Source organism: Cupriavidus cauae (assembly GCF_008632125.1).
Taxonomy (GTDB): Bacteria; Pseudomonadota; Gammaproteobacteria; order Burkholderiales; family Burkholderiaceae; genus Cupriavidus; species Cupriavidus cauae.
Genome location: NZ_VWRN01000030.1, coordinates 86845 through 110524, shown reverse-complemented (window position 1 = coordinate 110524; position 23680 = coordinate 86845). Strand labels below are relative to the sequence as shown.

18 protein-coding genes are annotated in these 23680 nt (G+C 62.3%); 6 read left to right on the top strand and 12 right to left on the bottom strand.

Features of this window, described 5'->3' with window-relative positions; translation table 11 throughout:
* Positions 1-3: 3 nt before the first annotated feature.
* A complete protein-coding gene (locus F1599_RS10490; RefSeq protein ID WP_149318842.1) occupies positions 4-270 on the bottom strand; it encodes a PAAR domain-containing protein in 267 nt (88 codons plus the stop codon).
* A gap of 104 nt (positions 271-374) precedes the next feature.
* The gene (locus F1599_RS10485) at positions 375-1220 is read right to left on the bottom strand and encodes a M15 family metallopeptidase (protein ID WP_150083026.1); all 846 of its coding nucleotides are present in this window, start codon (positions 1218-1220) and stop codon (positions 375-377) included.
* Positions 1221-1548: 328 nt separating this feature from the next.
* Here F1599_RS10485 and F1599_RS25815 point away from each other — a divergent pair, with 328 nt between their 5' ends.
* The 5 genes from F1599_RS25815 to F1599_RS10450 all read left to right on the top strand — a co-directional run bounded on the left by F1599_RS25815 (position 1549) and on the right by F1599_RS10450 (position 8716).
* Positions 1549-2484 carry a flagellar basal body-associated FliL family protein gene (locus tag F1599_RS25815; RefSeq protein WP_190286337.1) on the top strand — a complete coding sequence of 312 codons (936 nt, stop codon included), beginning with the start codon at positions 1549-1551 and terminating at the stop codon, positions 2482-2484.
* Between the two features lie 141 nt (positions 2485-2625).
* The gene (locus tag F1599_RS10465; protein WP_150083022.1) at positions 2626-5487 is read left to right on the top strand and encodes a type VI secretion system Vgr family protein; all 2862 of its coding nucleotides are present in this window, start codon (positions 2626-2628) and stop codon (positions 5485-5487) included.
* 1 nt (position 5488) lies between these two features.
* Positions 5489-6361, top strand: coding sequence for a DUF4123 domain-containing protein (locus tag F1599_RS10460; protein WP_150083020.1), 873 nt, complete (start codon positions 5489-5491; stop codon positions 6359-6361).
* Between the two features lie 21 nt (positions 6362-6382).
* A complete protein-coding gene (locus tag F1599_RS10455) occupies positions 6383-6844 on the top strand; it encodes a DUF3304 domain-containing protein (RefSeq protein WP_223819565.1) in 462 nt (153 codons plus the stop codon).
* A gap of 93 nt (positions 6845-6937) precedes the next feature.
* A complete protein-coding gene (locus tag F1599_RS10450; RefSeq protein WP_150083018.1) occupies positions 6938-8716 on the top strand; it encodes a T6SS phospholipase effector Tle1-like catalytic domain-containing protein in 1779 nt (592 codons plus the stop codon).
* A gap of 83 nt (positions 8717-8799) precedes the next feature.
* On the opposite strand, the gene F1599_RS10445 is transcribed toward F1599_RS10450, so the two are convergent.
* The 10 genes from F1599_RS10445 to tssJ all read right to left on the bottom strand — a co-directional run bounded on the left by F1599_RS10445 (position 8800) and on the right by tssJ (position 22730).
* Positions 8800-9828, bottom strand: a complete 1029-nt coding sequence (locus F1599_RS10445) for a hypothetical protein (RefSeq protein WP_150083016.1) — start codon at positions 9826-9828, stop codon at positions 8800-8802.
* 2 nt (positions 9829-9830) lie between these two features.
* Positions 9831-11072, bottom strand: a complete 1242-nt coding sequence (locus F1599_RS10440) for a hypothetical protein (RefSeq protein WP_150083014.1) — start codon at positions 11070-11072, stop codon at positions 9831-9833.
* 42 nt (positions 11073-11114) lie between these two features.
* Positions 11115-11507: a hypothetical protein gene (locus F1599_RS10435; RefSeq protein WP_150083012.1), complete on the bottom strand. Its 393-nt coding sequence runs from the start codon at positions 11505-11507 to the stop codon at positions 11115-11117.
* A 16-nt stretch (positions 11508-11523) separates the two neighbouring features.
* Positions 11524-14271, bottom strand: coding sequence for a type VI secretion system Vgr family protein (locus tag F1599_RS10430; RefSeq protein ID WP_223819564.1), 2748 nt, complete (start codon positions 14269-14271; stop codon positions 11524-11526).
* Positions 14272-14401: 130 nt separating this feature from the next.
* A complete protein-coding gene (locus tag F1599_RS10425) occupies positions 14402-15397 on the bottom strand; it encodes a PoNe immunity protein domain-containing protein (RefSeq protein WP_150083010.1) in 996 nt (331 codons plus the stop codon).
* Between the two features lie 10 nt (positions 15398-15407).
* On the bottom strand, positions 15408-16841 hold the full coding sequence (locus F1599_RS10420; RefSeq protein WP_150083009.1) for a hypothetical protein: 1434 nt from the start codon (positions 16839-16841) through the stop codon (positions 15408-15410).
* Positions 16838-19804 carry a type VI secretion system Vgr family protein gene (locus F1599_RS10415; RefSeq protein WP_150083007.1) on the bottom strand — a complete coding sequence of 989 codons (2967 nt, stop codon included), beginning with the start codon at positions 19802-19804 and terminating at the stop codon, positions 16838-16840. Before F1599_RS10415 ends, F1599_RS10420 begins: the two co-directional genes overlap by 4 nt.
* Before the next feature lie 89 nt (positions 19805-19893).
* Positions 19894-20685 carry a type IVB secretion system protein IcmH/DotU gene (gene icmH, locus F1599_RS10410; RefSeq protein WP_150083005.1) on the bottom strand — a complete coding sequence of 264 codons (792 nt, stop codon included), beginning with the start codon at positions 20683-20685 and terminating at the stop codon, positions 19894-19896.
* The gene (gene tssK, locus F1599_RS10405; RefSeq protein WP_149318827.1) at positions 20682-22028 is read right to left on the bottom strand and encodes a type VI secretion system baseplate subunit TssK; all 1347 of its coding nucleotides are present in this window, start codon (positions 22026-22028) and stop codon (positions 20682-20684) included. The genes icmH and tssK overlap by 4 nt, the downstream gene beginning before the upstream one ends.
* A gap of 72 nt (positions 22029-22100) precedes the next feature.
* The gene (tssJ, locus tag F1599_RS10400) at positions 22101-22730 is read right to left on the bottom strand and encodes a type VI secretion system lipoprotein TssJ (protein WP_149318942.1); all 630 of its coding nucleotides are present in this window, start codon (positions 22728-22730) and stop codon (positions 22101-22103) included.
* Positions 22731-23030: 300 nt separating this feature from the next.
* Between tssJ and F1599_RS10395 the strand changes: the two genes are divergently transcribed.
* On the top strand, positions 23031-23672 hold the full coding sequence (locus tag F1599_RS10395) for an outer membrane protein assembly factor BamD (RefSeq protein ID WP_149318941.1): 642 nt from the start codon (positions 23031-23033) through the stop codon (positions 23670-23672).
* The last annotated feature ends 8 nt before the right edge of the window (positions 23673-23680 follow it).

The window sequence follows — 23680 nt, the reverse complement described above, 5'->3', positions numbered from 1 at the left end:
CGCTTACGCGCTGCCGGTGACTCCCTGGCTGGACAGCAGCGTCGCGCCGCATGCCGTCTTGTCGCCGTGGCGGGCCGCGGCGCGGCCGTCGATGATCACGGTCGGATCGCCGGTGACGATGGTGGTTTCGCCATGGCCGGACTTCGGGCAGGTCACGCGATCGCCGACGCAGGCGATGCCCTTGCCGTTGGTCGACGTGGTGCCCGACGCGCTGATCACGACGCCGCCGTGGTCGGTCTTGTCACCCAATACGATAAATGGCCGTGTCATTGTTGTTCTCTCGACTGAGAAGGGCGATCCCGCCAACAGCTATCGATTCGCGGCCTGCTTTCGCCGGCCGCCGTTGCCTGCGCCGTGCCCCCGCACATCGCACGCTAGCCGGGCTTCTTGCCGAGCACGCCGGGCCGGCGCAACTCGACGTGCCCAAGATCCATCATCTTCCAGCGCCCGCCCCAGGTCAGCCCCGCGGACTCGGCGATCTGCCCGTACAACTCGTATCCGCGCATCGCCCACGGATCCTTCTCGCTGATCACCAGCTTGCCGTCGCGATAGAAGGCGCTGTCGGCGGCGAGGCCGAACTGATGGTAGCTGTGATAGGCGCCCGCCTTTGTGACATGCGCGCCCATCGCGGCGAGCCTGGCCTGGCGCTCGGGGCTGCGATAGCCCTCCAGCAGCGCCATTTCATAACCATGCTCGTCGCGCATGATCTTGTAGACCAGCAGCAGGCGCTGACGAAAATCGGCGTCGAGCAGATCCCAATTGCGGCTCGCTTCGCGAATGGTCGGGCGAATCCGTTCGACTTCCTGCGTGGTGAATACCTCGGGCGGCAATGGCGCCGGAGGAATCAGCCGTTCGCCATTCAATAAGGCGGAAATCTTCTGGTCCGGCTCGCGCAGCGCGTCATCGTACTCGAACAGCAGTTTCGGTCGCAAGGCGAGGGCGACGATCGGCGGGGTGGCGACGACGCCCGCCGCGCACAGCAGAAAGACCTTTCGGCGCGCAACGAAGGCGCGCAATGCTTCCATCGAATCGGCCGCCTGGGAAGCCGACGTTCGTAGGGTTCCGGCCGAGCGCTGGCTCGCGGCGCTCGCATTGATACTGAGCCGCTGCCATTGCGCACGCGCGGCCAGCAGCACGCGCTCGCGCACGTCCGGCAGCAGCAGAATGGCCGCAATGGCGACCATCAGCGCGAAATAGAAGAACAGCGTAATAAAGATCATCCGCTCAGTCCGCGTACCACGCGACGCCCAAACCGCGCATGACAGCCGCTTCAATAGTTACATTTTGTGACATTTATTTGGCTCGATTCCGGGATGTCATTCGGCTGCAAAAAATCGCCGTCTGCGAGTTGTCACGGCGTCGTTCACATATTTGCATTTTTGTTGCAGCCAGCTATAAAATCTGCGCGCTTCGTCCGCATCGGCAGCTGGCGCCACCTCGTCGAATTTCTGCTCGGGCCCTGTCTTCGAGTTATGTTGCCGATCGCTTGACTCAATTCCATCCCTGCGCTGCCCGACGCGCATTTTATTGCAATTCGAGAGCCAAAAGATGAGCCACAGCGACGACTTGAAAGGAAATGGACCGCCGTCGCTGTTCGGCTCCGGCAATGCCGACAACCAGGGACCGGATACGCGCATTCTGGCCAGCCTCGAAGGGCGGGTCGCCAGTCACGCGCCTGTCAAGAAGACCCCCGACATCAAGCGCCACGGCGTGTTCGCCACGCTGGCGTTGCTGCTGGTCGGCGCGGGCGCCGTGGCCTTCTGGCTGGGCAAGGGCAGCGATGGCGACGCGCCGACCGTGGCCGCGGTCGTGCCGGCGGAGAGCGCCAATTCTGCCTCCAATCCCGCCACGGCGGCCGCTTCCAGCGTGATCCAGTCCCCTGAAATGCAGGCCCCCGCGGCCAGCGCAGCACTCGTCGAAGCTCCCATCGATGCGCCGGCCGGTTCGGCCACCATTGTCGATGTCAGCCCCCCGCGCGATGCCGACGACGATGCGCTCGACAGCCTCGGCAAGATGCCGGCGGGCGATCTTGCCGCGGCCGGGCTCGGTGCCGCAGCACTGGCAGGCGGCACCGCGTTGGCAGCCAACGCGGCGCAGAGTCCCGAAAAAACACCCGCGGCCAACAAGGCCAAAACCGCGACACTGGCTGCCAACGAGCCGAATAAAAAAATCCGAAATCAAGAAGTAAATAAGACGAAGATCACTGCGTCGAATCAGGCCGCTGCAAAACGGCAACATTCCAATACCGAGACCAAGGTCGCGTCGCGTTCGAATACCGGCCCTACGACCGTAGGGAAGACGAAAACCGAGCGCTCGCGTATTGCCTCCAACAATACGCGCCGAGTTTCAAAAAAGACGGGCGCCAATATGGGCAATGATCGCGACGCCGAATTGCTCGCGGCATTGCTGGCACCCACGCCCGAAGAGAAAACCACGACCGCTTCGCGGACGCGCAAGAGCGGCACCGCCCAGCGCTCGCAGTAATGACGGCCGAGGGGCAAGGGTGCTGACAGAGGATATGGCCGCGGCGTCGACGCGGCCATTGCCGTTGTCGGGCAGCTGATCGGCGTGTCTGTCCTTCGCTGTGACACCTTGCTGCGACACCCGCTGTAACACCGAACCGCCATGGACCACACCACCCTGATTCAGACCCTGTTTTCCCCGGCGCGGCGGCTGTTCCAGCTCGAAGGCGAGGGGGCCATCGGCGAACTGGCCGTCGAGGCCTGGCTCGGCCGCGAGGCGCTGTCTGAACTGAGCGAATGGCGCATCGTCGCGGTCAGCGCCAATGCGCGATTGCCGCTCAAGTCGCTGCTCGGCGCGAAGGTGACGCTGTGGACCACGCTGGCCGATGGCGGACGCATTCGCCGCAGCGGCCTGGTGCGCAAGGCCGAGAAGCTCGGCGCCGATGGCAGCCTGGCGCGCTATCGGCTGACGGTGGTGCCGTGGCTGTGGCTGGCCACGCAGCAGCGGCACAGCCAGGTATTCCAGAATCGTACGCTGGCCGATATCGCCGAACAGATCCTGACGCCGTACGCCCCCCATGCGGTGTGGCGCTACACCGCGGGCGCGCAACAGCGCATCGATGCGCTCGGCTCGCGCGAGCACGTCAGCCAATACCGCGAGACCGATTACGCGTTCCTGTCGCGGCTGCTGGCCGAGGCGGGGTTGGGTTTTGCCTTCGTCGAGGACGAGCAGGCGCCGTCGGGTCATGCACTGACGATCTTCGCCGACAGTCCGCAATTGCCGGAAGGTCAGGTTTCAAGCGTTCGCTATCACCGCGCGCACAGCCAGGAAGAAGCCGACGCCGTGCAGCAGCTGGCCTGCCATAGCCGCGTGACGGTGCCCGGTGTCGCGGTGGTCGCGTGGGACGGCAATGGCAAGCGCACGCTGCGCGGCCATGCTCCGGCCAAGCTCGGCGGCGGCGCGCAATGTCCCGAGCCCTATCTGTCGGTCAGCCAGTCGGTGGTCGGCGATGCGGCCGGCGCGCAGCGGCTGGCCGAGCAATTGATGGAGAGCATCGAGGCACGCGCGCAGCTGTTTGCCGGGCAGGGTACCGTGCGCACCTTCGTCAGCGGCACCCGTGTGGCGGTTTCCGATTGCCCGCATCTGCCGAGGCAGGAAGACGCCGAGGCCGCGTATCCTTTGCTGCTCGATATCGTCGAGCATTGCGGTCTGAACAATCTGGCGGCCGAAACGCGCGCGGCGCTGGGCCAGCGGCTCGGACCGCTCGATGCCGCACTGTGCTTCGATACGCCGCCCAGCGCGCCAGAGAATGGGCCGATGACGATGGGCTTCCTCGCGCCCGGTCATACGGTGGAGCGTGATACGCCAACCGCGTCGCTGCGCCAGGCCGCCGAGAAATACGGCTACGCCAACCTGTTCCGCGCCTGCGATGCGCGGCGCCCGTGGCGCCCGCGCGTGGTCGATGCCGATGGTGCACGGTTGTTCTCCGCTCCTACCGCGCTCGGCGTGCAGACCGCCACCGTGGTCGGCCCGCAAGGCGAGACGCAGCCGAGCGGCGATGCCGAACACCATGTCAGCCCGCGCGGCGAGATCCGGGTCCGCTTCCCGTGGCAGAAGGGCGAGCGCGAGGACGACCGCAGCACGCGCTGGATCCGGGTGGCGCAGCGCCAGGCTGGTGCCGGCATGGGCTGGCAATGGCTGCCGCGCATCGGCCAGGAGGTGCTGGTCAAGTTCGCCGACGACGATATCGACCAGCCGATCGTGATCGGCGCGCTGTACAACGGGCAGGGCGAAGGCGGCATTGCGCCGACGCCGGGCGGCAAGCAGGCCGCTGCTGCCGATGGCTCCGTGTATCAGCAAGGCAGCGACACCGCGCCCAGCGCGCAGGCCAATGTGGCCGGCGGCCATGCTCCCGCCTGGCACGGCATGAGTGCCGACCCCGACGGCCATCGCAACGCCGCCGCCCTGAGCGGCTTCAAGAGCCGCGAACACGGCGGCGAAGGTGCCAACCAGCTGGTGTTCGACGACAGCGACGGTCAACTGCGCACGCAGTTCGCGACGACGGTCCAGCACACCCAACTCAATCTCGGTCACCTGATCCACCAGCAGGACAACTACCGCGGCAGCTTCCGCGGCGAAGGCTTCGAGCTGCGCACCGACGGCTACGGTGCCATCCGGGGCAAGGCCGGCGTGCTGATCAGCACCTATCGCGACGCGCAGAGCCAGCGGCCGGTGCCGACCGGCGACAACGCGGCGGGCATCGCGCTGATCCGCCAAGCGAAGTCGCTGACGCAAGCGCTGGGCGAGGGCGCGGTCAAGCACCAGACGGCAGCCCTGCTGACCGCCAAGGACGACGAGGCCCCGCTGGCCAAGCTGGAAACCGCCGCGTCCGGCATGGTCGACAGCAAGGACCTGGACGCGGCGATGCAGGACGCCGCCAGCGGCAACCAGCAGACGCAGGGCAAGGTACCGCATCCGAGTGAAGCAATCGTCCAACTGGCCGGCCGTGCGGGCCTTGCCATGATCGCCGGACAGGAACTGCAACTGGTCAACGGCAAATCAGTGGGCCTGGTGTCGGGGCAGGACACCAACCTGGCGATCGGCAAGCAGGCACGACTGCACAGCGGTCAGGCCATCGGCATCGCCGCGGCGCTCGAGAAAGCGGGCGAGGGCGACACCGGCCTGAAGCTGATCGCCGGCAGCGAGGATATCGACGTGCAGGCGCAGCACGATGCGATGAAGCTGCAGGCCAAGGATGAACTCAAGGTCGTATCGGCGAATATGCAGGTGGACTTTGCTGCGGCCAAGCGGATTCGGGTGGCGACGGCGGGCGGGGCGTCGATCACGATCGAGGGTGGGAATATTACGGTCGAGTGTCCGGGGGCGATTACTTACAAGAGTGCGCAGCGGAAGTTTGAGGGGCCGGTCAGCGGTTCTTATGCTCTGCCTCAGTTTCCCCGCTCGTCCTGCAAGAGCTGTTTGCTTGATGCCATGAGGCAAGGCGCCCCGGGGGTGTTGGTCTGATATGCGTGATTACGTCGTCGTGGACAGTGCGCAGCAGCCTGATTACTACAGGCGACTGGATCACTATCGGGTTCAGTATCGTTCGCTATTCGAAGGGCACGCTGAGGCGGGATTCATCGACATCGCGCCGCTATTGTTGGATATGACGGAGCTGCCCGCCGATATCAGTGATCGCGTCATCATGGACGCGCATCGGCTTGGTAGAACGCGGCCGTGCATCAGCCTGCTCCGGTCGGATCGATCTCTGGACGACTTGGCCATCCACTTACGCGCATACCACCTTATAGGACTTCCGGGGCAACAGCGAATGATCCTTCGCTGGTACGACACTCGAATCTTGCCCGTGTGGTGGGACATCATGACGTCGGCGCAGCGCCGTGCGTTCGCCTATGGCGTAACGGAGTGGCGGTATTTTGATCGATACGGGGAAGAGCGCCTGCTTCCATTGTCGGAGGAGCTAATCAGGGCTACTGCTACGGAGTTTGCGCCGCTACGACTTACAGAAAGCCAATACAACGCACTACTGACAGCGGCGGAAACGGATGTTGTCATTGCGCACTTGCGTGACGTTATTCGGGATGAGTTGCGTCGTGTCCCCATGGTGGCGCTCTATCCGTTTGTCGAAGCGCATCTCACCGCGGCGCGGCAACACGGACTACATGATCTTGACGCGCAAGCCCAGTATCTGCTGTTGGCTCTGTTTACCTCGGGTGGGTTTACGCAGCACCCGATCGTACGAGAGCGGCTCATGAGGCCGTCGATTGAACACGCCGAACCATTTGCCGCTTGGATGACGCAGATTCCTGACGAAGTTTGGGAAACCGGACCGCCATTGTGGAATAGCGCCGAATCATTTGGCGAACAAGGACAGTAGAAATTGGATGCAATCGGAAAGATGACCGCGATGCGCGTTTCCAGGTGGCTTGGCATTGCGCTGTCGGTATGGATGTTATCTGCCTGTGGCCAGGAGATGATCGGTACGAACATCGTCGGTTACAACCACACCGACAAGGATATCGGGCATTTCACCGTGGATGGCAAGGGCGGAACTTATCTTGGTGCCCACGAAGGCGGAGGTGGATTCGTTTGCTGTGTGGCGGTGCCTGACCCTTGGCGCCCAAACCTTACCGTTAAGGTGGGCTGGACTGATGAGTACGACAAGAACTATCAGGAGCGGGTTGTGCCGGTCCCCAAATACGACGAGATTGGCCACTTCTCGGTTCACTTTCTGCGAAATGGTGAAATCAAGGTATTCGTAACGATGTACGCCTTGTGGTCACCCAGCTACCCGCTGAAAGGCAGAGACGCACAGCTAAGGCCTGGCGTCGACCCCGTAGGACCGGGGGGGAAGAATTGACGCGAAGAAGGGGAAATCCACATTGCATCACTGTGAGGAAGTCGATGGAAACATCATCAATTCCCCGAGCCTGTATTTACGACGAGGTTTGAGATGACGCGTAGCGCCACCGGAGCCCACCCACTTCCAGATGGAGGTGTACGTAGACTTTCGCCACAAGCTGCGCTACAGCGAGCGCAAGCGTTGGCCTGTGTGCGGGACAAGCAGTCTACAACCTGTCAGGGACGGATCCATGTAACGCTGTTCTTCGATGGAACAGGAAACAATTGGGATTGGAATGGACCGTTCGTGGACGGGAAAAGCGTAAGCCCATTGACCCAGCGCCAGCGTAACAGCCATAGTAACGTCGTACGCCTGTTCGATGCTCGTCTTGATGAGCCCGAAAACGGTTTGTTTAATTTTTATATCCCTGGCGTCGGTACGCCCTTCAAAGAGATCGGCGACAGCGGAGACGGCTTCTGGGACGGTACGTTGGGGGCGGGAACGGCGCGAAAAGGAGCGGACCGCATCAACTGGGGTATTGTGCAGGTGTATAACGCAATGCATCAATACCTCGTCGGAGCAGACCTCATTCCCGCGTCCAAGGCGAAGACCATCGTCAACAACATGAGCAGCATGATTGCTCAGCTGGGTTTCGAGAATTTTGCAAGGCGGACGATCTTAAGGACATGGGAAGAGAAGCTCGCGGAGGTGGTCCGCTCTCATCAACGGAAGTTGCGGGAACTTACTATCTCGGTGTTCGGATTCTCCCGTGGCGCGGCCGAAGCGCGTGCGTTTGTTCATTGGCTGTATGAGATAGCAAAGGCGAATAACGACGGTTGTGATCATGTCTTGGCGGGCGTGCCTTTGCGCTTCAATTTTCTTGGTATTTTCGACACCGTCGCGTCCGTCGGGATTTCAGCGGCAGTGCGAGGAGCGGAAGGAAAAATGGGGTGGGCGGATAGCCACATGATGTCGATCCATCCTGCGATTCGGAAGTGCGTTCATTTCGTTGCGCTTCATGAGCAGCGTGTCAACTTTCCCGTGGACTTGGCTGCTGGCGCAAATGTCACACAAGTTCTATATCCCGGCATGCATTCCGATGTGGGGGGCGGGTACTCGCCGTCGAGTCAAGGCAAAGGCATGAAAGCTTGGGGGGCGTCGCCGACCTTGTCTCAGGTTCCTCTGATCGATATGCATCATGAAGCGATCAAGGCAGGAGTTCCTCTTCGTACCATTGAGGAAATTTTGGCACGTCCAGCGCTAGCCCAGGCATTCGCGTGCGATAAGCGACTAGTCGATACCTATAACGGGTGGCTCGCAAATCATGGAGTTCCCGATGGCGCTGCTGTTCAGCAGATACGCGAGCACACTCGTCAATGCATGCGGTGGCGTGGTTTGCGTTTGCGGACCGGCACATCGAACTTGCTAAAGCAGCGTTTTTTCCTCGAAGCAGATGCGGAGGACCGAGTTGACCTGGCCAATGGCCAGACGTCATTTGCCCATACTGTTGGCGAGTTGCGACGTGGCGGATCCGAAGCGATCTCACGGCATGCGGAAGCGACGGCACAGTCAGTCAAGGATGTCTCGACGTTGCTTGCAGACGTCAATGATGAGAGGCCTATTCCGGACGCGGTCGTGCGGTTGTTCGACGACTATGCCCATGATTCGCTCGCTGGCTTCTATATCGGGACCTATACCGAACTGACACTGCCGCTCGTCGAAGTCGCCGTGGCGGTTAGTCCGTACAGCATGCAGCCGCCACAGATGATCCCTGTATCGCGGAAAGGTACGTATTTGCGCTACCGCACCGCGTACCTAGTCGCTGGCGACAAGACAGATTTGGTTTGCAAGCCTTCCCGAGTCGACAATGAGCCGGTTGCCGCCGATTGAGGGGTTCTGAACTTCATGCCAGTAGCACATATTGGCCAAGGATAGAGATCGCCGCTGCACGTTGCAGTGTGACATGATCGTCATCATGGCTGGTGACTCACAGCACAGCTATACACGCACTTTCCCTCGAGATCGTATAGTGGCTGCACCGGGTCTCGGAAGTACTGGACCGCCCACAACAGTGCTGGGTAACCGCTTGTGTTGATGTCCGACGGGTATGCCCGCAACGGCGTGCCTGATCGCCCCCAGCGGACGGCTTTGTCACAGTCGCCGCTATATATCGGCGACCTGATCTCATGGAGAAGCCGGTAGGCATCGGCGATGGGCGTGACGGGGCAAACGGCCCCTCGCTTTGTAAGCACAAATGTGCGACCGCTGTCCACCTTGGTGGTGAGCGGTTTGCCGCTGCTTACGAGTTCGTAGACAACTCCGTTGGACCAAATCGGCTTGTGGTTGTACAGCTCTGCTTTTATCGATACGGGCGCATTCGGCTGCTGACCGTCCCTGAGGATTACGTTTCCTTGGTCATCGAATTCGTAGAGCCCATGGCCTAAAATGAAAAGCACGCGCACCGGCCATGATTTCGGTGCCACCCACTGAATACTTCCACTAAGCGGCTCTCCGCTACGACGTAGCGCAGTATCGGGAGGCGGTGACACATCGATCCATCTTTCGTCCTCCCCGTCAAAGGCGAAGACTTTATCGTAGTGCCTTGGAAGGGCGTGAAGCCGTTGCTCGGTGAGTCGAATCCTTGATCCGTCGAAGTCAATCACCATGGCCTGGCTCGGTCTTTCTTTTTGGATCTTTAACCTAGGCTGAAAAGAGGTGCGTCCCGGCGACCGGACTGCAATATCCAACAAGAAGGGACCGGATGCTGGGAGGAAATTGACGGTTTGTCCTGGTTGAAGGCGCGTGACATGGGAGCCGTCTACCGTAACATCGATTGACCTCTTCGCCCGTTCGGATCTATAGAACAGCACCAACCCGTGGTCGTCAGCCCTCGCAGCCGCGGCGTCCGGCGGGATGGTCGTCTCGGCCGAATGCGCAGACCTTATTCCGATCCAGAACAGCAACCACATTAGGAAAAGGGAGAAAATGCCAAGGCTCTTCATGTCTATGGCTGATCAAGACCAACACTAAGATGGACGTGATGCACGTGGACGATATCTGATTTGATGAACTGAGTTGCGCCTGTCAGTCCCACATCCGCGTAGGTTAGTGCCCAAGGGCCGCCAAGCCATCCTAAAACGCGAGCCTGTCGTCGCTCTGCAAGGTACCGATGAAAAGCCCGTGAGAAGGCGCGGCGCCGCCGCTTGATAGCGGTATTGGCTTGAGCGTCTGATGCCAAGGGGTTGGCATCAGAGCCAATCTCCCGGTGCAAGTGGATGTCAACCTCGACCAAGGCACCGTCATCATCCCGCAGTGCACGCAAGTGGGTCAGATCGAGTGCGAGGGAGTAGCGATGGCGCGTCGATCCTGTGTGTGGACGCCAAGCGCCCGTTACGCGGGCATAGTTGATATTTAGCTCAGACATCGTGGTGAGCCAGAACTCCATAACGGAAGGGTGTGTCTTCCGCAGGCACTCGTCGGCAGTCATCGCCATGTCGCCAGCAAATCCAAGTGTGTTTCTCCCCCCTTGTGTTGCCGTCGCGTCGAAGTAGATCGTACGTCCCCGGTGTTCCAGGTGGCGGCTATTCTCATCTACACTAACGGGCGAGAGACTCTCGCTATAGATGGCTTCAAGTGCAATCCTATTGACGCTTGCAACGACAATAGGGTGCCGAGCGCCATAGGTTTGGCTGATGTCGCTCCACAATTGATTGGTGATGCAGCAATTGCCCATGTGGAGGGCTCGTGCCGGTGTCGTGTGTTGCTCATGGAGTTTCATTGTCGTTACGGAACGAGGGTAGGTGGCAGCATCTCGGCCCATCGTATTGGGCAATACGGCGGCGATATTGAAGGATTGCAAGCCTGTGGAAACGACATTCATTTCCCACCACGGTTGTACTTCTCGGTTGCTGTTCTCGCCGCCCGCAAGCTGATGAAATGGAATTGGGAATGTCGCGTCCGGCATGAAAGTCTTCCCGGGCTCCTTCACGTAGAGGCGGTAGCGTCCTGCCCCTGGAATTGAGAATCGCGCCTCACCGGTCGATGTACTTGTGATGCCGGTTTCGACGACTCTCCATCCAATTGCGACGACGTCTTGACGGGTTACAACGTAAGGTAAATTCCCCGCTGCACACGTGTTCCCGTTGTCCCGCATTTGGACGTCGATATGGATCCAGTAACGCTGGTTGATGGAAACAATCGTTCGAAGCAAGCCACTTTCGTTCTGGATGACTCGAACTTGTTCCACGGGGATTTGCGCGTTCGTCTGTGACATTGGGTAGCCCTTGAATTATTTCGCTCCTATCCTTGCCAAAGGCATTGACGTGACGGCATTGCCGGCAGAGATGACGACTTCCTTCCTGTCGCCTTCTCTTAATTCGAATGAGCCGATGCGCTTCCAGCTGCCGCTTGGTCGTTGCGCTCTCACTTCAATGGTGACCGGATATGGACGCGCGATGATCCAGCCGCTGTCGGCGAGGTGAAGATTCGCCTGCGCGTCCAGCAATAGCGCAGGAAGCCTTCCAAGCTCATCCGTCGTGCTTGTGAAGATTCTGGTGTTTGCTTTCAGCTGAACGACCAATCCATCAAGGGCCATCCCGAGGCCATGTTCGAATCTCACAATGGCGCTTGCAATGTGCAAACAATCGCCTTGCCTATGAGTCATGACGTCGCGTTTCTCCATGGCAAGAACGGCTGGCTCAGCAGCCACATTGTTCTGTGGCTAGGGGGTACTCAGCGATGATCCATTCGCTCTTCCCGATGAACGCCCTTGCATTCTGGTAGTCACTCGCCACCACAGCGCTCAAGCCCGCTGCATCCGTAACGCCCTCGGCGAGGACTGTTCCATCATCGGAGACGATCTTGTAAGGCACCTCCGCAATCGGGTGACCGTGGGCGTCCACCAGGGAGAGCTGTCCACAGTAGCGTCCGTGGAAATACATGGGCAGCGCCTCAAGTAGAGCCGGGTTGCTCACGCCGGGTGTAAAGGAATGTTCGAGCCCTTTGACCTCCAACGTTCCTGGCGTCTCGAACGTGATGGCATTTCCCTCCAATTGAATCACCGAGTCCGCGCTACGTATGACGATGAAGTTTTTGGCTACAATCTCGATCGCGTCGTCGATCGATTTCACCACCACTTCCTTGTCCGCCAGAATCGACATCGCGCCGCCATGCGCCTGTACCGACAGCGGTCCATTGGCGGCAACGGCTTTCAAGCCATTACGCTGCACGAACAGCGACACGCCTTGTGCCGCCGCCATCGCGATGGTCTTGCCGGCGGTCAGCTGCCAGTCCGATTGCACGGTCCCATGCAGATGCCGCCCCGAATAAACGGCGGTGGTCTCTTGGCTCGGCACCGCGATGGAAGTGGGGGCCTCCGCCACCAGCAGCGGCTCGGCAAAGCGCTCGACCGGCTTGCCGTCCGGCTGATTGGCGTCCTGGCCGTTGACGGTGTCCGTGTAGTGCCCGTCCTGCTCCGGCTCGACCATCGTCAGCAGCGGTTCGAACAACGCGTTGGCGGCCAGGGGCAGGGCGGTTTGGGTCTGCGCGGCGGTCGACAAGCGGTCGGCGGTGCGTTGCGCGCCCTTGAGCAGCGCGATGGCCTCGGCCATGTTCATCACGGTGCCGGTGGCGCGAGGCCGGGCGGTGGTCGACAGCAGCAGCCCCTGACCGGCGCGCACCGTCGCCCACGCATCGCTGCGCAGTTCGGCACCCGTGCCGCGCCATGGGCCGCGCTGCGCGTCCTGCGGGCCTTGGGTGACCAGATAACCGAGGTTCAGCTGGGTCTGCGCCGCGGAGCTGGCCAGGCGCATGCGCAGCCGGCCCTTGAAGTCGTCGACGACCCACTGGTTGTAGCCGTCGCCGCCCAGGCCGCGCGTGTGCCAGCCGGACAGCACGGAAGCGCGCGGCTTGTCGTCGTTGGCCCAGGGCGGGGTGTCCTGTTCGTTGTGCAGCTGCATCGCGGCCAGCGGCCGGTCGATGTCGCCGTCGAGGAAGGTCAGCAGCAGTTCGGTGCCGACGCGCGGCAGGTGGTGGGTGCCCCAGTTGGGACCGGCCATGGCGCCGGCGACGCGGACCCAGGCGGTGACCTGGGTCAGGTCATCAGAGCCGGGATCGGTGAAGGCGGCGGCTTGGCCCTCGTGGCCACCCTGGTCTGCCGGTGCAGGGGCCCGCAGCCATGGAAAGCGGACGCGCACGCGATGATCGCGGTCGGTGTGCAAGGGCGTCTCGCCCTCGGCGATCACGATGGCGGTCTGACCTTCCGGCGCGGTCGGCTTGGCGCGGAAGCGCGGCACGATCGGGGCATCGGCGCGCACGGCTTCGAGCGTATTGCGATAGCCGCCTGCCTCGACCTCGGTGGTGCCGAGCAGCCTGGCGACATCGGTGCCGAGATTGTTGGCCGCTTCGTGACGCACCGACAGCGCGACGAATTCGTCGCCGTCACCGGCAAAGTGTTCGGTCAGGGCAAAGCGCTGGCCGGCGCCCAGCTGACGGACGGTGCCGGCGCCATCGAAGCGAACAAAGCCGCTTTCCTCGGCCTGCATGCGTAGTTGCGCCGCCCGGTCGGCGGTCGCCGCATCGGGATAGCGATAGGGGCCCTGGGCATCGAACGATTCGAGCGTCGGCCATTCGCCGGGCACCGAAGCCGCGTTGGCCTGCGCCGAGGCGGCGGTCAGCGTCTTGTAGTCCCAGGACGAGACGGTGACCGCGTTGGATCCGACACTGTGCCGCGTCGACCAGACCGTCATCGTGTCCGACTCCTCGGTCATGTCGGCGCGATGGAAGCGGATGTTGGCCTGAGGGCAGGGCGGCCGTTCGGCATCGTTGTCGAACACCACCAGCCGATGGCGCGCCTGGCTGCCCTCGGGCTTGTCGTCCTCGCCCTGCAGGTGTTCGAAGCGATACGACAGGCCTTCCTCGGCCAGCAGCCGTTGCACGAAGTCGAAATCGCTCTCGCGATACTGGGCGCAGATCGAGCGGCGGCGCAGCGGTTGCGAGACGGAGAACTGGAAGTTGGCGGCCGGGTAGTCGCGGAAGACCTCCTCGACGATCTCCTGCGCGGTCTTGTCCTGGTAGACGTAGCAGTCGACGCGGCCGCGCAGGCGTTCGAGCCACGGCGCGACGGTGAGCCGGTAACGGGCCAGTCCGCCGTCTCCGCCCATTGCCGCGCAATCGACGACGAAGCCATGCCAGGCGCGATAACGGCCGTCGGCCAGCATCAGCCGCAGCGTGATCTCCTGCCGCGCCAGTTCGACCGTATCGAGATGCGCCGACGGCGACAGGCAGTCAATTTCGATGACGAAGGACTTGGATAGGGCTTCGAACGCCGTGAAGCGTTCGACTACGAGGCTGACTCCGACCAGCCCCGTTTCGAGGGCGATCAATCGGCTTCTCTGGCGCAGCAGAGCAATGATGAGATGAGGCGGAAGAAAAGGGGCGGGCGTCATGATCCGTAGTCCCATGCTTACCAAAGTCCCTTGCGGCGAATGTGTCGCGGCAAGAATGGTGGCATGGTGCTACGGATGGCCCTGAGGAAGCTTTACGGCGTGATACGACGTTCCGCTGAAGAGCTAATACCTACAATCTCGGGTCGGATTGATCGACATCCCACTGCCAGATGGCGGCGCCATAGTCTGATGACACGTCGGGCATGATCTCGCCCGCACTGAAATAGCGACGGGAGTTCGCTTTAGCCGGAGTCAACCAATAACCAGCGCGCGGACACGGCTGGCCAGGTTCGCATCGCATGGCCGCTGTCGAGGTATCTCCGCTATCTTGTAGCCCTATGTTTGCCTTTGCCCAAGCAACCAGATCCTTCGGATAGTAGAGGAAGGAGTGCAGGCTTGTGTCGTCCTCGATACCAAGCAGCAAAACGGCCGCGCCTGCCTCGAAGGACCAGTAGCCGTAGTAGCCGGCTTGGGTTGGCGACTTATGGCCGTCATGCCACGGCGCTGCGGCTAGATCCTTGTACCAGCGCTTCAGGAACCTCTGCAACTCGCTTAGCGCTGCGTCATTATCTTCTGTTGACATCGCATCGGCCAGAGAGGCAAAGGGCTTCGTGGCCAGAAGTATGTCACACTCATAACGGTCCAATGGTGTGTAGGCGAGAAATTCTTCTATCAGAAAATCCATGCCGACATTGGTCTTGTCGGGTCCGTCTAGCATTTCGGCCACGCGCGGAAGTAGATCGCGGCGATGCAAAAGAAAGCAAAGACCGATCAATCCCACGCAGGGACAATACCCGTCAAAAGAGCCGATATCAAAGCCAACAGCGTTCGGATCCCCTTCGTATTCGCGTAGGTAACGGGTGGCTCGCTCGTGCGCAGCAACGACGTCGTCCAGTTCCGTGCGGAGCGTTTCAATTGGTTCGCCGGCGGTGTAACGAAGCGTGAGCAGATTGAGTCGATCTTCCGCCACGACCCGGTAAGAGATCAACCAACCTTCCGCTTCGGAACGGCCTGAACCTGCAGGGGCCGATTCCAATAGTTTGATGCCTTCGGCTAACTCAAGGCATGCAGTTTGATAGTTCTTTTCATTCAAAAATCGCTGACGACGTTTTTCTTGAAAGTCCATATGGTGTTCGCTATTGCCTACGGGCTTCGCCGATGAGACCCTGGCGACTATCTACAAGCTTTTCGATCTGGTTATCGCCCCAATCCCGGGTTACCTGATGGGCAGAATGCATCGTTACGTTGACGCTTTTGTTCGCTCCGTGCATCAGAAGCGCTTGTGCGTGACCGACGGCGTGCGGGACGGCGAAGAAGAGAACATGTCGGGAGTATCCCGCGCTGATGATTCGTCTCGCAAGAAGTGTGTTCCTGACTGCGAGTGCTAGGCGGCTGTTGATCCAGGCATGGCTCATTGGTGTGCGTGATGGCTGTCTGGTCGCACGCGTGTTTTGAGGAGACGGTGAACTGGCACCTCGACGAGCGCGTCCGGTGCGACGACCTTCAGCGGTTCCGGACTGCGCATCTGCACCGCCTTTATCTCTCAGGTCGCGCAACAGCGATGCCAAAGACTTTGTCGGATCATAGCTCGCCTTCGCCTCGATAATCGCATAGGGCTTACGTCCATCCGCCTTCCAAACAGCGTCGATGCCCCGCCCGCGGACGCGCAGCGGCCACAATTGAACCAGTTCGCCATCATCGTTCAGCTTCGCAGGATTTCGGTGGCCCCCGTCATGCTCGGCCTGCTTTCCCCAACGCTTGATCTCTTGGCAATGATAGTCAGCCATATGCTCGCCGAGGACGCCGAGCGCCTTCTGCTGAAGCTGCCCCAATGTTCGACGCGCAAGTTCCGAGGACTTGGATTGATTGGTATTCGCTCGGTCGTTTGGGTCCGTACGGCTCTTTGAGCCAGCGTCCGCCTTGGTCTTCGGCTTGGCGGGTACGGGACTCTGACGAGGGCGACCGGCAGGCGGTGCTTCTGCGGAAGTTTTGCGTCCTTGTTTCAGCCAGCCATCGACTTCGCGCTTGAAGGCGTCGAACTGCTGCCGAAGGTTGCTGCGAATGCTGTCGAGGCGTCGCTGCGCATCGGGTCCAAGTCGGCGCTTCAGCGCAGGGTTGTTCAACATGTCGTCGAGCAGTTTCTGAAGCTTGCTCGGGTCCAGCATGTCGCGAAGGAATTTCTCTGGGTCACCCTTGCCGAACCTGCGGATGACATCGAGCAGGCTGTCAATGCTGGCAGTTCCACTCTTGACTGCGCGCAAACTGCGCTTCACTGCGTCGCCGCCGCCCGGAATGACGCCGATGAGCGCGGTAATCAGATTGAACCAGGCAGCTGGAGAGGCGGGAGCGCCGGACACCTCCACCAGACCTTTGATGATGTCCCGCGCGTCGACGACTTGCCCGACCACGGGTACGAAGCCGATGATTGTCTCGGCCAGAATGGCCCAAGGCGCATTGTTGTCGCCCTTGAAGAAGCTGACAGCTTCGTCGGCAAGCGACTGGAACCAGCCTCGTCGTTTGGAGGGCGGGGCGGCTCTCCCCATCCTTGGAAGCGTAGCGGTACCGCTCATGCTTTGTTATCTCCCCGCAATTCACCTTCGAGTTCTTTCTGCTGCTGTGCGTCGAGGTAGTTCCACAGGTTTTCTCCCGGGTCGTCATCGGAGTCGTTAAGGAGTGCCAGATATTCCTTTTGTTCCGGTGTTGCCCGAGACTCCCAGAACTCATCGGCTTCCGCCAAATAGCGTTCGATGTTTGCCAACGCTTCCTCGTTGGTTTCGGAGCCCACCTTCAGCGTATTTGGAGGAAGCGTTGCCTCCAGTTGGAAAGGCCGTGGGTCTTCACCGTAATAGACCCTGGCCGGGCTGTTGGGGACGTTCTCGATGCGCGCAAAGCCGTTGTCGTCGAGCGTTCCCTCGAGTACGGTGCCATCGTCAAAAACCAGCTTATAGGGAGCACCCGGCACGGGCGACAGATCGTCGTAGTGATAATTGAGCTCAATGAAGTTCGGCGGAAGCCCTAGGGCGCCGAAGGGAAGAGCAGGAAGCGCGGCGGGCTGGCTACTTCCACCTGTAAATGGGTGGCCTGCGCCTTTAACTTCAAACACCCCCGGCGTCTCAAACGTAATCGTTCCCCCATCAAGCACGATACGAGACTCAGCGCCATGCAGCACGACTTTCTGCTGCGCCAGCAGTTCGACCGCCTCGTTTGACGAAGTCACCACCACTTCCTTGTCCGCCAGAATCGACATCGCGCCGGCATGCGCCTGCACCGACAGCGGTCCGTTGGCGGCAACGGCCTTCAAGCCGTTGCGCTGCACGAACAGCGACACGCCTTGGGCGGCCGCCATCGCGATGGTCTTGCCGGCGGTCAGCTGCCAGTCCGATTGCACGGTCCCATGCAGATGCCGACCTGAATAGACGGCGGTGGTCTCTTGGCTCGACACCGCGATGGAAGTCGGTGCCTCCGCCACCAGCAGCGGTTCGGCAAATCGCTCGACCGGCTTGCCGTCCGGCTGATTGGCGTCCTGGCCGTTGACGGTGTCCGTGTAGTGCCCGTCCTGCTCCGGCTCGACCATCGTCAGCAGCGGTTCGAACAACGCGTTGGCGGCCAGGGGCAGGGCGGTTTGGGTCTGCGCGGCGGTCGACAAGCGGTCGGCGGTGCGTTGCGCGCCCTTGAGCAGCGCGATGGCCTCGGCCATGTTCATCACGGTGCCGGTGGCGCGAGGCCGGGCGGTGGTCGACAGCAGCAGCCCCTGACCGGCGCGCACCGTCGCCCACGCATCGCTGCGCAGTTCGGCACCCGTGCCGCGCCATGGGCCGCGCTGCGCGTCCTGCGGGCCTTGGGTGACCAGATAACCGAGGTTCAGCTGGGTCTGCGCCGCGGAGCTGGCCAGGCGCATGCGCAGCCGGCCCTTGAAGTCGTCGACGACCCACTGGTTGTAGCCGTCGCCGCCCAGGCCGCGCGTGTGCCAGCCGGACAGCACGGAAGCGCGCGGCTTGTCGTCGTTGGCCCAGGGCGGGGTGTCCTGTTCGTTGTGCAGCTGCATCGCGGCCAGCGGCCGGTCGATGTCGCCGTCGAGGAAGGTCAGCAGCAGTTCGGTGCCGACGCGCGGCAGGTGGTGGGTGCCCCAGTTGGGACCGGCCATGGCGCCGGCGACGCGGACCCAGGCGGTGACCTGGGTCAGGTCATCAGAGCCGGGATCGGTGAAGGCGGCGGCTTGGCCCTCGTGGCCACCCTGGTCTGCCGGTGCAGGGGCCCGCAGCCACGGAAAGCGAACGCGCACGCGATGATCGCGGTCGGTGTGCAAGGGCGTCTCGCCCTCGGCGATCACGATGGCGGTCTGACCTTCCGGCGCGGTCGGCTTGGCGCGGAAACGCGGCACGATCGGGGCATCGGCGCGCACGGCTTCCAGCGTATTGCGATAGCCGCCGGCCTCGACCTCGGTGGTGCCGAGCAGCCTGGCGACATCGGCGCCGAGGTTGTTGGCGGCCTCGTGGCGCACCGACAGCGCGACGAATTCGTCGCCGTCACCGGCAAAGTGTTCGGTCAGGGCAAAGCGTTGTCCGGCGCCCAGCTGGCGCACGGTACCGGCGCCGTCGAAGCGAACAAAGCCGCTTTCCTCGGCCTGCATGCGCAATTGCGCCGCCCGGTCGGCGGTCGCCGCATCGGGATAGCGATAGGGGCCCTGGGCATCGAACGCTTCGAGCGTCGGCCATTCGCCGGTCACCGAAGTGGCATTGGCCTGCGCCGAGGCGGCGGCCAGCGTCTTGTAGTCCCAGGACGAGACGGTGACCGCGTTGGATCCGACACTGTGCCGCGTCGACCAGACCGTCATCGTGTCCGACTCCTCGGTCATGTCGGCCCGATGGAAGCGGATGTTGGCCTGAGGGCAGGGCGGCCGTTCGGCATCGTTGTCGAACACCACCAGCCGGTGGCGGGCCTGGCTGCCTTCTGGCTTGTCGTCCTCGCCCTGCAGGTGTTCGAAGCGATACGACAGGCCTTCCTCGGCCAGCAGCCGCTGCACGAAGTCGAAATCGCTCTCGCGATACTGGGCGCAGATCGAGCGGCGGCGCAGCGGTTGCGAGACGGAGAACTGGAAGTTGGCGGCCGGATAGTCGCGGAAGACCTCCTCGACGATCTCCTGCGCGGTCTTGTCCTGGTAGACGTAGCAGTCGACGCGGCCGCGCAGGCGTTCGAGCCACGGCGCCACGGTGAGCCGGTAACCCGCCAGGCCGCCGTCGCCGCCCATTGCCGCGCAATCGACGACGAAGCCATGCCAGGCGCGGTAGCGGCCATCGGCCAGCATCAGCCGCAGCGTGATCTCCTGCCGCGCCAGTTCGACCGTATCGAGATGCGCCGACGGCGACAGGCAGTCGATCTCGATGGCGAAAGGCCGCGAGACCGCTTCGATCGCGGTAAAGCGCTCGACGATCAGATTCGCATCGCGAAGCGGTGTGTCGAGCGCGATCTGCCTTGTGCCCTGGCCGAGCAGCGTGGCAAGTACGGCCGACGGCAGCGACGTGGTGGGCATCATGGCTACCTTGGCGAGTGGTGGTTGGCTTCCGGCGTCCGGCGTTGGGCTGGGTCAGCGCAGCGCTATCCGGCGATCGATGGACGTTGGCATTACGGCAGGGAAATCGTCAGATGCGAGAAGCGCGGCCCAAGCTTGATCACCTGCGAGTACTCCTGCATCGCATCGTTGGTCTGCTTGTTCAGCACCGACGACAGGCCGAGGTATCCCAGCAGCGCGATCAGCGCGAACACGGCGCCGAAGATCCACAGCGGCGTCTCGCGCTTGAGCGTGTGCGCGATCTTGTCCGGCAGCGGCCAGTGCGGGGCGAACGGCGCGCGCTTGCCCTTGATCGCCGCGATCTCGTCGCCGAGCCGCGCGGTCAGGTAGGAGAGCTTCTCCGGCCCTTCGAGGATGTACTTGCCGCGGAATCCCAGCAGCAGGCACATGTGGAAGACTTCCAGCGCCTGCAGGCGCGGGGCGCCCTGCGCGCGCAGGGCCTCGAGCTTGGTGAAGAACGTCTCGCCGGCGAGCTGCTCGCCGAACAGCACCAGTTGCAGCGGGCGGCGTTCCCAATCGGCGCGGATCGCGAAGTCCGATGCGAGGATGGTCTCGTCGATCGCCGCGCAGAACGCGTACTTGGCGTCGAAGACATCGTCGGCCGACACGTGCAGGCGTTTGGCACCGCGGTCGAATTCGTCGAGAAAGCCGCGCACCTTGGCGAGGAAATTCTCGGCGCTGTCCGGCGGCTGGCCATTGCGCAGCAGGAACAGCATGAAGAAGCCGTCGTACAGCAGATCGAGCAGCGTGCGCGCGTGGCGCGAGGCGTCGCCGGCATCGGCGAAGGTGCTGGCCGCGCCGGCGGGGGCATCGCCAAACAGCGAGGGCATCGAAGTGGAGCTCATGAGGTCACCGCGATCAGTTCAAGTTGAAGTTCCCGGATACCGGCCGGCGTATAGATGGTGATCGTGCCCGCCTGCAGCATGCGTTCGTACAGCGGCCCGCGCGCCTCGACGGCGAAGTAGCAGGCCCCCGGACGCACCGGAATGGCCGGCGGCACCTGCGGCGTATAGGTCAGCGGCACGCCCGGCATCGACGACAGCACCAGCTTGTCGACGTCGTCAGGGGCCCCGACCTTGAAGCGCGCCGGAATCGCGTCGACCAGTTCGACGGTCGGCATATCGGCCGAGACGGACAGGTAGAAGCGGGTCTTGTCGTCGATCTTGCCGGAGTCCAGCCGGCCCAGATGGAAGGATGGCCGCGATTCGTCGAGCGCGATGGCGAAATAGCGCGTGGAAATGACGGTATCGAGCAGCTCGCGCACCATCGTGTCGAGCTGCGCGAAGACCTTGCCCGGATTGCCGTGGTCGTAGACCGGCAGGTCGGCCAGCGAGTACGACTTGGAGAAGGTCATCAACGCGCCGGCGAGCCGCAGCAATTCCTGGAACAGCCGTTCGGGATGGACCTCGGGATGGTGGTACAGGTGCGACAGCGCGGCGAACGAGGCATTGGCCGTATGCAGCAGCCAGAACGACGCGATATCGCCGGAGCGGAATTCGATGATGTTCTTGGTCGGCTCGCGATGAAAGCCGTACAGCGCATTGACCTTGGCCTGCAAGGCATCGAGCAGCCGGCGCAGCCGCTGGTACAGCACCGCCGAGGCATTGATCGCCAGGCTCGGCGCCACGAAGTTCTCGTCGAGTTCGAAGCCGCCGGTGGCGGTGCGGCGCACGCGGACGATCGGCAGCGAAATATATTGGTCGCGCGGCTCGGAATCGGCGATCAGCTTGACCGCCTTTTTCAGATAGGTAATGGACGCCGGCTCGGCCTCGGTAAAGAGGTCGGCGGTATCGCGCTGCTGGCCGACGAAGCGGGAAGAGGGCGAGCCTTCGCTGGCCTCGCGGTAATTGCCGCCGAAATCGCGCAAGGGATAGAGCGCGAGATGGAAGGTCGATTCGGAAACGCCGGCCGGCAGATTGGCCAGGGCTAGCGGGGCCGGCAATTCGTCCGATTGCGGCGCGCAATACCATTCGCCATCGGGAAAGAACAGCGACAGTTCGCTGATGCGCAGCATGCCGCTGGCGAGCGCGTCGGTATCGAAGCGGGCATGGCGCACCCCCCAGGCGTAGGGCTGGATCGCCTGCGCGGTGGCGTGCAGCCGCGCCTCGTGATAGGCGTCCTGCTGCTGGAAATGCTGCGGGCGAAGGAATAGCCCTTCGCCCCAGAGGATCTTGGCGGAATCACTCACAATAAGCCTTGTTGTCTTTCTTTTTCCGATCGGCCCGGCGGCCGGCAATGGGTCGCCATCATCGCTGCAATCTCACGCCCGGCAACTGGTCGGCGACAGCAGGTTCAACGAGGACCGCGGCACGCCATCGGTGGGCGTCAGCGGTTCGCCCGCCGTCAGCGTCATGGCGCAGGCATGCAGGCCGATCGTGATACCGGACTTCTCTCCCTTTGCTGCATCGAAAGCAAATTTCCAGCGCTGCGGCGCCGGGCTGCGGAACAAGGCGACCACCCCGATCGCACCCGCTTCGCGCGAGACTTTCTCCATCACGTCATAACGCTGTCCCGGAATGAGCGTGATTTCGCGAACATTGACCAATTCGGAGCCGAGCACCTGCTTTTCCCGCGCCGGATCGACAAAGGCGTCGAAGGGCGCCTGCATAAAGGCGGTCGATTCCTTTAAGGTGTAAACCCGCACTACCAATGCCGCCGCACGATTGTCATTGGCCGCATTCAGGTTATTGCCGGCATAAAGCCGCAATGGTACCTGCCGCGGCGGCTTTTGCGCATCCGGTACGTTGGTAGGCTTGATTCCCAGCGCCTCCAGCGCTCCACCGGCCGCGCCGGCCAGCACTTGGGTACCAACGGAGCATGACGCCAGCGTGACGACCGCCAGCCCGGCCAGCACTGTCCGTGGATTTATAAAGAATTGTAAAAAAGTCATACAAATCGGATTCTTCTTATTGGCCTGTGCTATGGGGCGCGCGACCCTGATGCTTGGCTGCGGCGTTATGAAATGGCTTGCACAACGGTGCATTGCCGCATGAAAACCAGAGTTCAGTTTCATTTAATTCACGGTTTGGAACCTACCCTCGGTATGGTTGTCAGCGGCGACGCGCAGAGTGTACTATTGCGCGCCGATTGGGCCAATATCGCTTACCAATCTATTACTCCGCTTTGTTTTATTCATTGCGGACGGCATCGAACAATACGTCAACAACAAAGCCACGCGACGGTCAGAGCCATGATCCCTTTTCGCTTTTCACGATCTTTTGCAATTGCCATTGGTGCCGCCGCATTGTTTTCCGGTTGCGCCTCCACGGGAAGCACCACGGGCCCGCAATCGGAGGAGGCATTCGCGCAAAGCATGGCGCAGGCCGAGGCGGCATTGAAGGGCGGCCAGCGTGAGCAGGCGGTGAGCCTGTACGAAGAGATCGCGAAGACGAATCCCGCGCGTCAGGAGCCGTGGTCCCAGATCGCGCAGATCCAGTACGCCGACGAGAAGTATCCGCAGGCGATCCTGGCCGCGGAAGAGGCGCTGCAGCGCGACGGCAACGATCGCAAGGCCAAGAGCATTCTCGCCGTCAGCGGCCTGCGCGTGGCGCGCCGCTCGGTGATGGAATTGCGCGACGACAGCGCGCTCGCCGGCGACGTTCGCACCGACGCGCAGGTCCTGGCCAAGATGCTGCGCGAAACGCTGGGTGAGCAGGTGCTGTTCCCCGAGGAAAAGGCGAAGCCGCCGGTGCGCAAGCGTCCGGTCGCCCGTCCGGCGCCGCGCGCCAAGGCGGCACCGGCCGAGCAGGCTGCTCCGGCCGCGCCGGCTGCCGCGCCGGCCGCCGCCAATGCCGGCGGCGGTTCCGCCGATCCGTTCGGCGCGCTGCGCTGAGCGACAGC

Bases quoted from the DNA above. Each gene is read 5' to 3' on its own strand.
- icmH (WP_150083005.1), bottom strand. From the start codon at position 20,685: ATGAGCTCCACTTCGATGCCCTCGCTGTTTGGCGATGCCCCCGCCGGC.
- F1599_RS10415 (WP_150083007.1), bottom strand. From the start codon at position 19,804: ATGATGCCCACCACGTCGCTGCCGTCGGCCGTACTTGCCACGCTGCTC.
- F1599_RS10395 (WP_149318941.1), top strand. From the start codon at position 23,031: ATGATCCCTTTTCGCTTTTCACGATCTTTTGCAATTGCCATTGGTGCC.
- F1599_RS10455 (WP_223819565.1), top strand. From the start codon at position 6,383: ATGACCGCGATGCGCGTTTCCAGGTGGCTTGGCATTGCGCTGTCGGTA.
- F1599_RS25815 (WP_190286337.1), top strand. From the start codon at position 1,549: ATGAGCCACAGCGACGACTTGAAAGGAAATGGACCGCCGTCGCTGTTC.
- F1599_RS10435 (WP_150083012.1), bottom strand. From the start codon at position 11,507: ATGGAGAAACGCGACGTCATGACTCATAGGCAAGGCGATTGTTTGCAC.
- tssJ (WP_149318942.1), bottom strand. From the start codon at position 22,730: ATGACTTTTTTACAATTCTTTATAAATCCACGGACAGTGCTGGCCGGG.
- F1599_RS10450 (WP_150083018.1), top strand. From the start codon at position 6,938: ATGACGCGTAGCGCCACCGGAGCCCACCCACTTCCAGATGGAGGTGTA.
- F1599_RS10445 (WP_150083016.1), bottom strand. From the start codon at position 9,828: ATGAAGAGCCTTGGCATTTTCTCCCTTTTCCTAATGTGGTTGCTGTTC.
- F1599_RS10420 (WP_150083009.1), bottom strand. From the start codon at position 16,841: ATGAGCGGTACCGCTACGCTTCCAAGGATGGGGAGAGCCGCCCCGCCC.
- F1599_RS10460 (WP_150083020.1), top strand. From the start codon at position 5,489: ATGCGTGATTACGTCGTCGTGGACAGTGCGCAGCAGCCTGATTACTAC.
- F1599_RS10485 (WP_150083026.1), bottom strand. From the start codon at position 1,220: ATGATCTTTATTACGCTGTTCTTCTATTTCGCGCTGATGGTCGCCATT.
- F1599_RS10425 (WP_150083010.1), bottom strand. From the start codon at position 15,397: ATGGACTTTCAAGAAAAACGTCGTCAGCGATTTTTGAATGAAAAGAAC.
- F1599_RS10430 (WP_223819564.1), bottom strand. From the start codon at position 14,271: ATGACGCCCGCCCCTTTTCTTCCGCCTCATCTCATCATTGCTCTGCTG.
- F1599_RS10490 (WP_149318842.1), bottom strand. From the start codon at position 270: ATGACACGGCCATTTATCGTATTGGGTGACAAGACCGACCACGGCGGC.
- F1599_RS10465 (WP_150083022.1), top strand. From the start codon at position 2,626: ATGGACCACACCACCCTGATTCAGACCCTGTTTTCCCCGGCGCGGCGG.